Origin of the sequence: Nitratireductor luteus, assembly GCF_026162365.1 — a bacterium.
Classification (GTDB): Bacteria; Pseudomonadota; Alphaproteobacteria; order Rhizobiales; family Rhizobiaceae; genus Chelativorans; species Chelativorans luteus.
Map to the genome: position 1 here is coordinate 15,532 of NZ_JAOANW010000025.1, position 11,794 is coordinate 27,325.

Below are 11,794 nucleotides of genomic sequence, written 5' to 3' on the forward strand. Positions count from 1 at the left end.
ATACCGCAATAGCACGATATAGCGGATTTCCGCTGTGTTGACATGAAATTGTGTATGCGCATACATGTCGCCACATCACATGGGGAGGCCATGGGGAGACGATGAGCAACATAGCGAAACGGAAAACACCGGAAGAGCTGCGCAGCGCCCGCTGGTTCGGGCCCGACGATCTGCGCTCCTTCGGCCATCGCTCCCGCATGATGCAGCTCGGCTATTCGGAAGCGGATTTCCGCGACAGGCCGATTATCGGCATTCTCAACACCTGGTCCGAACTGAACTCGTGCCACGGACACTTTCCCGAGCGCGTCGAAAACGTGCGCCGGGGCGTGCTCCAGTCGGGTGGCTTTGCCGTCGAGATGCCGGCCCTCTCCGTCGACGAAAGCTTCACCAAGCCGACCTCCATGCTCTACCGCAACATGCTGGCGATGGAGACGGAAGAAGTGATCCGCTCGCATCCGCTCGACGGCGTGGTGTTGCTCGGCGGTTGCGACAAAACAACACCGGGTCTCGTCATGGGCGCGACCACGGCAGGCGTTCCCTTCATTTACCTGCCGGCTGGGCCGATGCTGCGCGGCCACTATGCCGGGCGGATCCTCGGCTCGGGCTCCGATGCATGGAAGTTTTGGGACGAGCGACGCGCCGGCAACATCACCGATGAGGAATGGCGCGGCATCCAGGGTGGCATCGCGCGCTCGGTCGGCACCTGCATGACGATGGGCACCGCGTCGACGATGACCGCCATAACCGATGCGCTGGGCCTAACGCTTCCCGGCGCCTCCTCCATCCCGGCCGCCGACTCGGGCCATCCGCGCATGGCAAGCGACTGCGGGCGCCGCATCGTCGACATGGTCTGGGAAGACCTGACGCCGGACAAGATCATTACGGATGCCGCCATCCGCAATGCCGCAATCGTCGCCATGGCTACCGGCTGCTCGACCAATGCCGTCGTGCATCTCATCGCCATGGCGCGCCGGGCGGGCGTCGATTTCACGCTGGACGACCTCGACGAGCTCGGCCGCAACACGCCGCTTATCGCAAATGTCCGGCCGGCCGGAAAAGATTATCTGATGGAGGATTTCTTCTATGCCGGCGGCCTGCGCGCGCTGATGAAGCAGATCGAGGAGCAGCTGGACACGTCTTGCATGACCGTCACAGGCAGGACCGTGGGCGAGAACCTCGAAGGAGCCGAAGTCTATAACGACGACGTCATCAGGCCATTGTCCAACCCCGTCTACAAGGAAGGATCGCTGGCGCTCCTGCGCGGAAATCTCTGTCCCGACGGCGCGGTCATCAAGCCGGCGGCCTGCGATCCCAGGTTTCACGTGCATGAGGGCCCTGCACTCGTCTTCGACAGCTATCCCGAAATGAAGAAGGCGATCGACGACGAGAATCTGGACGTGACGCCCGACCACGTGCTCGTACTGCGCAATGCAGGCCCGCAGGGCGGCCCCGGTTTCCCGGAATGGGGCATGCTGCCCATCCCGAAAGCGCTTATAAAACAGGGTTACCGAGACATGCTGCGCATCTCGGACGCGCGGATGTCGGGCACGTCCTATGGTGCCTGCGTCCTGCACGTGGCTCCCGAAAGCTTCGTCGGCGGGCCGCTCGCCCTGCTCCGCACCGGCGATACGGTGAGGCTCGACCTCCCCAATCGCCGGTTGGACATGGTGGTGGACGAGGCGGAACTCGAACGTCGGCGAACAGCCTGGAAGGCTCCGAAGCCACGCTTCGAACGGGGTTGGGGCTACATGTTCTCCAGACACGTCACGCAAGCCGACAAGGGCTGCGATTTCGATTTCCTTGAATGCGGTTTCGGCAGATCCGCCGGCGAACCGGACATCTTTTGATGAAACATGATCTCGACAAGGCCCTCACCAGCATCTCAGGAATTCTCGTCACGCCCTACGACTCGAGCGGTGATGTTGCACCGGACAAGCTTGCTCCAATTATAGACCGGGCGCTTGCTGCAGGAGTGCATATGCCAGTCGTTAATGGCAACACCGATGAATTCTACACGCTGACGACCGACGAGGCCTGCACCATGCCAAGGGAGGACGTCTCCATGGTTGGCGGTCGCGCGCCGGTGCTCGACAGCCAGCAATCCCGGCTCGAAGCATTTCTCAACAAGAACGGCCTTTCACAGATGGAGCTGCCATGACCGACTATCCCCTCTCCGACGAGACCCGCGCCAAATTCAAGAAGATCTCCACCGCGTCGATCGCCACGGCGCTCTACAAGCGCGGTCTGCGCAACCAGTTCATCCAGGGAGTGCGTCCGGTTGCACCGAAGGATGAGAACATGGTCGGCCAGGCGTTCACGCTGCGCTACATTCCGGCCCGCGAGGACCGCAATCCGCTCACCGTCTTCCGCGATCCCGATCATCCGCAGCGTGTCGCCATCGAGACCTGCCCGCCAGGCCATGTCCTCGTCATGGATGCGCGCAAGGATTCCCGCGCAGCGACGGCCGGATCCATCCTGGTGACCCGACTCGCGCTTCGAGGCGCAGCAGGGATTGTGTCGGACGGCGGGTATCGCGACTGCGACAGCATCGGAAAGCTCGACATGCCGGCCTACTGCGCCAATCCGTCAGCTCCGACGAACCTGACCCTGCACGAGGCGCTCGACATCAACGTGCCGATCGCCTGTGGCGACGCAGCAGTTTTCCCGGGCGACGTTCTCGTCGGCGACAAGGATGGCGTGATGGTCGTACCGGCGCATCTCGCCGACGAAATCGCCGAGGAGTGCACGGGCATGGAGAGCTACGAGGACTTCGTGCTGGAGCAGGTCCTCGACGGCGCTGGCATCATTGGCCTCTATCCGGGGACGAAAGACGAGAACCTAACGAAGTACAATGAGTGGCGCAAGTAGACCGGCCGCTGAGCAGCCATCCGGCAACATCGCGAAAACCTGCGAGGACACGACATGACCCTTCATCCGCACGGCGAGCAGCTGATCGCAGGCGAATAGGTGTCGGAGGCAAGACCCTCCGGTTCGAACCGACCCATGGCGAGGCTCACGATTTCTCTGTCGGGACGCCCGAGCAGGTGGATGCCGCCTGCCGCGCCGCAGAAGAGGCGTGGTTCCTGAACATTATCGCCGACGAGATCGAGGCCTGCGCCGAAAGATCACGTCAATCGGCACCTCCGAAGATCATCTGATCGATCTTGATGTCTGCAATCTGCGCCGCGATGAAGAGGATCAGGCCCACCAGCAGAGTCAGCAGTCCGATCGTCACACCCAGCACCATCGCGATCCCCAAGTGAATGAGGTCATGGATGCCTCCGGAATGATTATTGGATCTGCCGGGCTCGCATTTACGGGCGAGCTCTATTCGGCAGCCACCGCTACTCGCAGTTCCGATTCCCCCACTGCACCCTCATGGACCTCGTCAGCAGTCGGCTTGATCCGGAACCACGCGGCATAGAGCGCGGGAAGGAAGAGCAGGATCAGCACCGTGCCGACCGCCGTGCCGCCGATCAGCGTATAGGCCATCGATCCCCAGAAGACGGAACTCGTGAGAGGGATGAAGGCCAACACGGCGGCAAGAGCGGTCAGGATCACGGGCCTCGTGCGCTGTACCGTTGCCTCGATGACGGCGTGGTAGTCGTCGAGGCCGGCCGCAAGATTCTCCTTGATCTGTTCGGTCAGGATCAGCGTGTTGCGCATCAGGATGCCGGCCAGCCCGATCAAGCCCAGAATGGCGTTGAAGCCGAAGGGCTGGTTGAAGATGAGCAGCGCCGGCACGACACCGACAAGGCCGAGCGGTGCCGTCAGCATGACCATCGACATTGTCGAAAAGGACCGCACCTGAAGCATGATGACGATCAGCATTGCGGCGATCATGACCGGGAAGACTTTGGCCAGCGCGGTGTTGGCCTTTTCAGCCTCTTCAATCGATCCGCCCAATTCGATGCGATAGCCGGCCGGAAGCGACGCGATCAGCGGCTGAAGGGCCTTCATGATCTCCTTGGAAACCTCCGGCGGCTGGGTCGCTTCGTTGATGTCCGAGCGGATCGTGATGACAGGCGTGCGATCGCGGCGCTTTAGGATCGGCTCTTCCAGACGGATTTCCGAATGGCCGATCTGGTCGAGCGGGATCTGGCGGCCGTCGCGGCTCATCAGCGAGAAATCCGCCAGCCGCGCCGGATCCAGCCGCTCAGCCCCGGCGCTGCGCGCCACGACGGGGACATTGCGGATGTCCTCGCGAACCTGCGTGACGGGGATGCCCGTGAGGAGGAACTGGAGCTGCTGGGCCACCTCGGTCGGCGAGAGGCCGATGAGGTTCAGCCGGTCCTGATCCGGGATGAAGCGGAGCACGGGCGTGCGATTGCCCCAATCGCGGTTGGCCTGCCGTACATCCGGGACGCCCCGCATGATGTCGAGGGCGTCTTCGGAAATACTGTAGAGTTGCACGGGATCGGGTCCCATGACCCGGAACTCGACCGGGAACGGCGTGTAGGGTCCGAACACGAGCTGCGTGACGCGCACATAGGCCTCGGGCGCAAGTCCCTGTGACACCGCCTCTCGGAGCCGGTGCTTCAAGGCATCGCGCGCCTCCGAGTCCGGTGTCAGCACGACGATCTTGGCGAAGGCAGGATCAGGCAGTTCCGGCGCCATCGCGAAGAAGAAGCGGGGAGCGCCCTGACCGACATAGCTCGTGACGATCTCGGCTTCGGGCTGCTCGTCCAGCCAGCCTTCGATCTTCTCGACCGTGGCGGTCGTCGTCTCGATGCTGGTGCCTTCCGGCAGGCGCACCTCCACCAGCACTTCGGGGCGATCGGATGTCGGGAAAAACTGCTGTTTGAGGGAACCCATGCCGACGACGGAAAGCGCGAAGGCGATGGCCACAATACCGCTGATGACGAACTTGTGGCGCACGGCAAAGGTGATGAGGCGCCGCAGGCGCCGATAGTTTGGCGTGTCGTAGATGGCGTGGTGGCCGCCTTCGACCGGTTTGATCTCGGGCAGCATCTTGACGCCGAGATAGGGGGTGAAGATCACCGCGACGAACCAGGAGACGATAAGCGCGAACCCGACGACCCAGAAGATGTTGCCGGCATATTCGCCGGCCGTCGAGCGGGCGAAACCCACCGGCAGGAAGCCGGCGATGGTCACCAGTGTTCCCGACAGCATCGGCGAAGCGGTGTGGCTCCACGCATAAGCCGCTGCCTTGATGCGGTCCATGCCCTCTTCCATCTTCACCACCATCACCTCGATGGCGATGATGGCGTCGTCCACCAGAAGACCGAGCGCCAGGATGAGGGCGCCGAGCGTGATGCGGTCGAAGAACCGGCCGGTTTCCAGCATGATGAGGAACACGACGGCAAGCGTCAGGGGGACGGCGGCCGCCACGACGATGCCGACACGCCAACCCATGCTAATCAGGGCGATCAGCAGGACAACGCCAAGTGCCATCGCGAACTTCATCATGAATTCGTCAACCGCCGAGGTGATGTTGACGGCCTGGTCGCTCACCTTGTCGAGCGTCATCCCGAGTGGCAATGTCTGTGCGATGGTCGCAGTCCTGTCCTCCAGCGCCTTGCCGAGCGCGAGGCCGTCCCAACCCTCCTGCATGACGGCAGCCAGCATGATGGTAGGCTCACCCTGGCGTCGGATGAGATAGGTGGGTGGATCCTCATAGCCACGGCGAACCTCGGCGATATCGGAGAGCTTCAGCGTTCGCCCGGCAGCGACAATCGGCGTGTCGGCGATCGCCTGGACACTATCATATGCGCCGTCGACCCGGATGAAGACCTGTGGCCCCTTTGTGTCGATCGAGCCTGCCGGTGTGACGGTGTTCTGCCGCTGCAAGGCGGCAACGATATCCTGTGCCGAGACGCCGAGGGTTGCCAGTTTGGCGTAAGAGAACTCGACGAATATCTGTTCAGGACGTTCACCCAAAATGTTGATCTTCTTGACACCGGGCACGTGCAGGAGGTCCTGGCGGATCACCTCGGCTTGCCTCGCCAGTTCACGCATCGGCATGCCCTTGGCCTTCAGCGCATAAAGGGCGAAGCTCACATCCGAGTATTCGTCATTGACGAAGGGGCCATAGACGCCGGACGGCAGGTTGCGGGCTTCATCCCCGAGCTTCTTGCGGGCCTGGTAGAACTCCTCCTGCACGACAGACGGCGGCGTGCTGTCCTTCAGCGTGACAGTCATATACGCGTAACCTGGCCGTGTGGTCGTCTCCACCCGGTCGTACCAGCTCAGCTCCTGAAGCCGCTTCTCCAGCGGTTCGGCGACCAGATCCTGCATCTCCCGCGCCGTCGCGCCCGGCCAGGCCGTGGTGACAGTCAAGGTCTTGATGGTGAAGTTGGGGTCCTCCGCCCGCCCGAGCATGAGGAACGCATAGGCGCCGGCGGCCACCAGCAGGAGGATGAAGAACAGGGTGACGGCGCGCTCGCGAACGGCGATCGCGGAAAGATTGAGGTTCATCACTTGTCCCCGCTTTCAGGCGCAGTCCTGACGAGAGCGCCCTCCTGCAGGAGATGAGCGCCGAGCGAGACAATTGGGTCGCTGGTGTTCAGGCCGGAGACCACGGCGGTTTCGCTGGTCACACGGACAAGCTGGACGGGCTGAAAGTTTACCGTCGAAGTGGCGCGGTCAACGGCCCAGACGCCGGTCATCTCGCCATCATCGAGCACGGCTCCCAGCGGCACCTGGACTTGCCGCTCGCTCGCCTGGCTTGCAAGACGAATGGTCACCGTCGCACCAAGCGGTGCTGTCGCGGCCTCTCCGTCGAGCACATAGCGGGCCTCATAGGTGCGGGTCTGGGTATGGGCGGAGTCCGACAACTGCCGCAGATGTGCCGTATAGCGACGCTCGTCGCCACCATACACGCTGGCCTCGGCCACCGAGCCGATCGCCGGCCGGATCGTTTCAGGAAGTGCGACGACCGCTTCGCGGGGACCGGCCTGAGCGATCCGGACCACTGGCTGACCAGCGGAGACGACCTGCCCCGGCTCGCCGAGCGTTTCGACCACCGTTCCATCAGCATTCGCCACCAGGACTGTGTAGGTCGCCTCGTTCTCGGCCACCCGTGCCTCGGCTTCGGCGGCGGCGAGTTGCGCCTCGGCCGTCTCCAACGCCGCCTTCGCCTGCTCGTAGCGCTGCCGGGGAACCCATCCACCATCGAGCAAACTGGCGTATCGTCGCTCATCCGGTTCTGCCTGAGCAACTATTGCACGCGCCGCGGCAACGGCATTGCGCTTCGCCGTGAGCGCGAAGCGAAGGTCGGTATCGTCAATCCGCATAAGCGGCTGACCGGCTTCGACCTCCTGACCGACGTCCACGAGCCGTTCCACGATCTTGCCGGGGACGCGAAAACCGAGATTACTCTCCACCTTCGCCCCGATGATACCCGTGAAACTGCGTTCGGACCCGGCCACCGGCTCTACCGACACCAGCCTGACGAACGGCGGTTCCTGTCTCGGGTCGCTCACGGCAGAAGCTTCCTGCGCGGGAATGGCAAATGTAGCGAATGCCGCCGCCCCTGACACCGCGATCACGATCGCCCCCAGCACAATAACGGATCTCTTTTTCACGCTCATTGCCTCATATCAAAATAGATTGCGTTCGCACTCTATATAGGTTATAGATTACAAATGCAATCTAAAAAGGGGATTGACGATGCGCGTGAGTCGCAAGCAGGCAGCAGAAAACCGCGAAACCGTAATCAATGTGGCAAGCCGCCTTTTTCGGGAGCATGGCTTTGACGGCATCGGCCTTAAGGATCTCATGAAGGGCGCCGGGCTGACCCAAGGCGCTTTCTACAAGCAATTCGCATCAAAGGAGGATCTTGCGGCGCAAGCGTCCAGGCGGGCAATGGAGAGCGCCACCCACCGATGGTCGACCGCGACTGCGGCGAACCCCGAGGATCCGCTTGGTGCCGTGATCGCGTTCTACCTCAGCATGGACCATCGCGGAGAAAGGATGGACGGCTGTCCGATCGCAGCGCTCGGCTCGGATGCCGCCAGACAGGGCGACGATGTGAAGGCATCGTTCGAAGCCGGGATCAAGGAGTATCTCGAAAATCTCGGCCGTTTGATTGGCGAAACCGACGGCGAAGAGCTCAATGGCAAGGCCATGGCCGTTCTCTCGACGATGGTCGGCGCGATGGTGCTATCGCGCGTCGTCAACAACCCCGACCTCGCCCAGGCCTTTCTGGATGCAGCGACCGAACAGGTTCGCGAAGCCGTCGCCGCCTGAACAGCGTGCGCGCTGGCGCACACGCGAATTGATTGGAGAGTTGATGAGACGGATCGTTGTTACAGGCACGGGAGCGGTCACGCCCCTCGCTGCCGATGTGGAAGCCTCCTGGTCGCGCCTTCTGGCCGGTCGCTCGGGCATCCAGAGGCTTCCGGACGGTATGGTGGGAGACTTGCCGGCGAAGGTTGGCGGCGTGGTTCCCTCCTTTGAGGAAGATCCCGAAGCCGGCTTCGATCCGAATGCCGTCTTTGCGCCGAAGGACCAGCGCAAAGTCGACCGCTTTATCCTCTTCGGGCTCGCGGCTGCGCAAGAGGCGCTCGCCCAGGCGGAATGGACACCCATCTCGGAAGCGGATCGCTTGCGCACGGCGACGATCATCGCCTCGGGCATCGGCGGGTTTCCTGCCATAACCGAGGCCGTGCGCACGGTAGACACCCGCGGCGCCCGCCGCCTGTCGCCTTTCACGGTGCCATCCTTTCTGGTGAACCTCGCCGCCGGCCACATCTCGATCCGCTACGGCTTCAAGGGTCCACTCGGCGCACCGGTGACGGCGTGCGCGGCCGGCATCCAGGCGATCGGCGATGCGGCCCGCCTCATCCGCGCCGGTGAAGCCGACATCGCCGTGTGCGGTGGAACGGAAGCATGCATGAATGTCGTCAGTCTCGGTGGCTTTGCCGCGGCCCGTTCCCTGTCCACCGGCTTCAACGAGACGCCGGCTCAGGCCTCACGCCCCTTCGACACGGCGCGCGACGGCTTCGTCATGGGCGAAGGCGCCGGCATCCTGGTCATCGAGGAACTCAGCCATGCGCTTGCGCGCGGCGTGAAACCGCTCGCCGAACTTGTCGGCTACGGCACGACGGCGGACGCTCATCACGTCACCTCCGGTCCCGAGGACGGCGACGGTGCCCGCCGAGCCATGGAGATCGCGATTGCCCAGGCCGGCATTTCAGCGCGTGAGGTTCGCCACCTCAATGCCCACGCGACCTCCACGCCGGTCGGTGATCGGGGGGAAATCGCGGCGATCAGAAGTGTCTTCGGCACCAATTCCGCCATAGCCGTCAGCGCAACGAAATCGGCGACCGGACACCTGCTCGGAGCCGCCGGTGGGCTTGGTGCCATCTTCGCAATCCTGGCGCTCAGGGATCAGGTGGCACCGCCGACCCTCAATCTGAGCGCTCCCGATCCAGCCGGCGACCGGATCGACTTCGTCGCAACCCAGGCCCGGCCGATGGCGATGGACTACGCAATCGCCAATGGCTTCGGCTTCGGCGGGGTCAATGCCAGCGCGCTGTTCCGGCGCTGGACGGAGGAGTTGGCCGGCAAGAGCAACGGGAAGCCCGGTGATTGAAGCCCTGCCGCCGACCGCCCCCGCGTTTCCGGAACCGCTTCAGCCTTGGGCTCCCGAGCAGGTGACCGACCTTTTCCGGGTCGCCGATGCGAAGACGACTTTCGCGGATGCATTCGCAACGGCGGATCGTGTTCTCTATCAGGGTGTCGGCTGCATCACCGATCTGATCGTGAAGGAGGGACTGATCAATCTCGATTTCGCCGACGTGAGAGCCGTGATGCGCGATATGGGACGCGCCAAGATGGAATGCCGGACCACACGATCGTGGGGTCGCGACGACTTTCGAGCCACCACGAATGCCATCGTTGCGATGGCCGAAGATGCCCGCAGCGACGCGCGAGCGGATATTGTTCACACGCTCCTCAGGTACCAGCTCTGTACACTCATCCTGCGGCTGAACCCTGCTCCAAGGTCGGCAAAGTGCGACGGGCACCCGGCGCAGCCCGTCCTTGAAGCGTTTTGCGAAGTTTCGAGAATTACTAGATGCGAACTTTTCCAGCTGGCACCAGCTCGCCCCCTATGCGCAAGAGCTCGGCTGCACCCAGAAAAGCCTCAACCGCGCGACCAGAGATGCGGTTGGCTTGAGTGCCAAGGAGTATATCGTTCGGCGGATCGTTCTCGAGGCCAAGCGGCTCCTGGCCCATACCGACAGGCCGATCTACCTGATGTTGGCCCTTGGCCGGCGCGCCTGGCTGTTTGCTGGCTCCGACCGCGGCGCCGAACGAGCCGCCGTCATGGTCACGCTCATCATGACGGCGCGCCTAAACGACGTTGATCCGCAGGCATGGCTGGCGGATGTCTTCGCCCGTATCGCTGGCACGTCGCAAAGCCGGCTACCGGCGCTGTTGCCGTGGAATTGGACAAAGCGGTCTACTGCAGACGCGCAGGCGGCAGCATGACGGCAGCGACCGCCATTGCCCGCCTCAAGATTGTCCTCGACGATGTCGAGCCTGCCGTCATGCGGCGGCTGGAGGTTCCGTTGAACCTGAGGCTCGATCGCCTGCACACCGTCATCCAGCAAGCCGTGGGCTGGACCGACACGCACCTTTACGAGTTCCGCTTCCGCGACGTCGGCTTCGGGATCCCTGACCCCGACTGGGGCTTCGGCGACGACCCGCTGGATGCGCGCAAGACGACGCTCGTCGATGCCGTCGAGGACATCGGAGCCAAATCGTTCCGCTACATCTATGACTTCGGCGACGGCTGGGAACATGTCATCAAGATCGAGCGTGTTGCCCCGGCGGTTGCGGGCCTCATCTATCCACGGCTTATCGATGCCACGGGCCGCTGCCCGCCGGAGGATGTCGGCGGGCCTTGGGGATATCAGGAGTTCCTTGAGGCGCTGGCCGATCCCGTCCACGAGCGACACCACGAACTGACCGAATGGTGGGGCGAGGAAAGCTTCGATCCGGAATACCTCGATGTCGCTTCCATCGAGGAGGCGCTCGCAAAGCTGGCGCGTCACTGGACCAGGGCCCCAAGAGGAAGGTCTCGCCAGAAAGGCGAATAACCGTTCACCTCGCGCGGGTGAACAGCGCCTGGAAAAGCGCCTCCGCCCGCTTCAATCCCTCGTCCGTCAACACCACCGACTTGGCCTTGTTGGCGGGATCGGCGATCAGCCCCTTCTCATGCAGCCGATCCAAAGCGCTCCAGGAAAATCCCTTCCAGGCACGTCTCTCATCGTGCAGCGTCAGCCACAAAAGGCCCAGCACGGCGTCATCAATCTTGTCGGTGTCGATCTCCATGGGCACAGCTTAACATGGAGAACAACGACTGCTGCAGTCTGAACCGCAGGGAGGCTACCCGGACTGGCAGTCATCATGACCGCTCGTCACCATTCCCGCACGCGATAATCCAGCGGCCTTGCTCGGATGCTTACAGCTTAGCGTTAGGAAATGCTAATGTAAGTAGAAATTTGCCATGATGTGCCAACCTGAATGGGCAAGATTACGGACTTTCCGACACGCGTTGGGCTCCACGCGTGTAGAGCAGAATGCGAAGGCCAGCCGCGCGGAACAAGCTCGCACGTGCGGCGATGCACCTCCCTGAGGGCGGGAGGCGGCGCTAAGCCATTGTTATATCTGTATTTTCAGTGATTTATGACGAAAGTGGTTGCGGGGGTAGGATTTGAACCTACGACCTTCAGGTTATGAGCCTGACGAGCTACCGGGCTGCTCCACCCCGCGTCACCGATCCGGTTTTTTTTCCGGGTGGCCTGCTTGTTTGCGGGCCGTT

Annotated in this window: 9 protein-coding genes, 1 tRNA gene and 3 pseudogenes; 9 read left to right on the forward strand and 4 right to left on the reverse strand. The window is 62.8% G+C overall.

The genetic code is table 11. The features are described 5' to 3' along the window. Positions 1-101: 101 nt before the first annotated feature. The 3 genes from araD to N1058_RS23230 are packed head-to-tail and all read left to right on the forward strand — an operon-like array spanning position 102 to position 2,868. Positions 102-1,847 (forward strand): L-arabinonate dehydratase, encoded by a 1,746-nt coding sequence (gene araD, locus N1058_RS23220; protein WP_265519965.1) that lies wholly within the window; start codon positions 102-104, stop codon positions 1,845-1,847. After that, a complete protein-coding gene (locus tag N1058_RS23225; RefSeq protein ID WP_265519966.1) occupies positions 1,847-2,158 on the forward strand; it encodes a dihydrodipicolinate synthase family protein in 312 nt (103 codons plus the stop codon). The genes araD and N1058_RS23225 overlap by 1 nt, the downstream gene beginning before the upstream one ends. Continuing rightward, positions 2,155-2,868 carry a ribonuclease activity regulator RraA gene (locus N1058_RS23230; RefSeq protein ID WP_265519967.1) on the forward strand — a complete coding sequence of 238 codons (714 nt, stop codon included), beginning with the start codon at positions 2,155-2,157 and terminating at the stop codon, positions 2,866-2,868. The genes N1058_RS23225 and N1058_RS23230 overlap by 4 nt, the downstream gene beginning before the upstream one ends. Positions 2,869-3,327: 459 nt before the next feature. Here N1058_RS23230 and N1058_RS23235 read toward each other — a convergent pair whose 3' ends face one another. Together N1058_RS23235 and N1058_RS23240 are read right to left on the reverse strand one after the other, a co-directional pair. Next, positions 3,328-6,438, reverse strand: coding sequence for an efflux RND transporter permease subunit (locus N1058_RS23235; protein WP_265519968.1), 3,111 nt, complete (start codon positions 6,436-6,438; stop codon positions 3,328-3,330). Beyond that, positions 6,438-7,547 carry an efflux RND transporter periplasmic adaptor subunit gene (locus N1058_RS23240; protein WP_265519969.1) on the reverse strand — a complete coding sequence of 370 codons (1,110 nt, stop codon included), beginning with the start codon at positions 7,545-7,547 and terminating at the stop codon, positions 6,438-6,440. The genes N1058_RS23235 and N1058_RS23240 overlap by 1 nt, the downstream gene beginning before the upstream one ends. Before the next feature lie 85 nt (positions 7,548-7,632). Here N1058_RS23240 and N1058_RS23245 point away from each other — a divergent pair, with 85 nt between their 5' ends. The 6 genes and pseudogenes from N1058_RS23245 to N1058_RS23270 all read left to right on the forward strand — a co-directional run bounded on the left by N1058_RS23245 (position 7,633) and on the right by N1058_RS23270 (position 11,069). Then, the gene (locus tag N1058_RS23245; RefSeq protein WP_265519970.1) at positions 7,633-8,211 is read left to right on the forward strand and encodes a TetR/AcrR family transcriptional regulator; all 579 of its coding nucleotides are present in this window, start codon (positions 7,633-7,635) and stop codon (positions 8,209-8,211) included. Positions 8,212-8,254: 43 nt separating this feature from the next. Beyond that, entirely contained in the window at positions 8,255-9,559 is a 1,305-nt protein-coding gene (fabF, locus tag N1058_RS23250; protein ID WP_265519971.1) for a beta-ketoacyl-ACP synthase II, read from the forward strand. 67 nt (positions 9,560-9,626) lie between these two features. Next, positions 9,627-9,803, forward strand: a pseudogene (locus N1058_RS23255) (cell division protein FtsZ); the annotation flags it as partial. A gap of 205 nt (positions 9,804-10,008) precedes the next feature. Next, positions 10,009-10,206, forward strand: a pseudogene (locus N1058_RS23260) (helix-turn-helix domain-containing protein); the annotation flags it as partial. A gap of 21 nt (positions 10,207-10,227) precedes the next feature. Further along, positions 10,228-10,458: pseudogene (locus N1058_RS23265) on the forward strand (transposase domain-containing protein); the annotation flags it as partial. After that, complete coding sequence (locus tag N1058_RS23270; RefSeq protein WP_265519972.1) at positions 10,455-11,069, forward strand: plasmid pRiA4b ORF-3 family protein; 615 nt, start codon at positions 10,455-10,457, stop codon at positions 11,067-11,069. The pseudogene N1058_RS23265 and the gene N1058_RS23270, both read left to right, overlap by 4 nt. A gap of 4 nt (positions 11,070-11,073) precedes the next feature. On the opposite strand, the gene N1058_RS23275 is transcribed toward N1058_RS23270, so the two are convergent. Together N1058_RS23275 and N1058_RS23280 are read right to left on the reverse strand one after the other, a co-directional pair. Further along, positions 11,074-11,304: a DUF6429 family protein gene (locus tag N1058_RS23275; RefSeq protein WP_265519973.1), complete on the reverse strand. Its 231-nt coding sequence runs from the start codon at positions 11,302-11,304 to the stop codon at positions 11,074-11,076. Positions 11,305-11,668: 364 nt separating this feature from the next. Then, a tRNA-Met gene (locus tag N1058_RS23280) sits at positions 11,669-11,745 on the reverse strand. Positions 11,746-11,794: the final 49 nt, after the last annotated feature.

Bases quoted from the DNA above. Each gene is read 5' to 3' on its own strand.
- araD (WP_265519965.1), top strand. From the start codon at position 102: ATGAGCAACATAGCGAAACGGAAAACACCGGAAGAGCTGCGCAGCGCC.
- N1058_RS23225 (WP_265519966.1), top strand. From the start codon at position 1,847: ATGAAACATGATCTCGACAAGGCCCTCACCAGCATCTCAGGAATTCTC.
- N1058_RS23230 (WP_265519967.1), top strand. From the start codon at position 2,155: ATGACCGACTATCCCCTCTCCGACGAGACCCGCGCCAAATTCAAGAAG.
- N1058_RS23235 (WP_265519968.1), bottom strand. From the start codon at position 6,438: ATGAACCTCAATCTTTCCGCGATCGCCGTTCGCGAGCGCGCCGTCACC.
- N1058_RS23245 (WP_265519970.1), top strand. From the start codon at position 7,633: ATGCGCGTGAGTCGCAAGCAGGCAGCAGAAAACCGCGAAACCGTAATC.
- fabF (WP_265519971.1), top strand. From the start codon at position 8,255: ATGAGACGGATCGTTGTTACAGGCACGGGAGCGGTCACGCCCCTCGCT.
- N1058_RS23270 (WP_265519972.1), top strand. From the start codon at position 10,455: ATGACGGCAGCGACCGCCATTGCCCGCCTCAAGATTGTCCTCGACGAT.
- N1058_RS23275 (WP_265519973.1), bottom strand. From the start codon at position 11,304: ATGGAGATCGACACCGACAAGATTGATGACGCCGTGCTGGGCCTTTTG.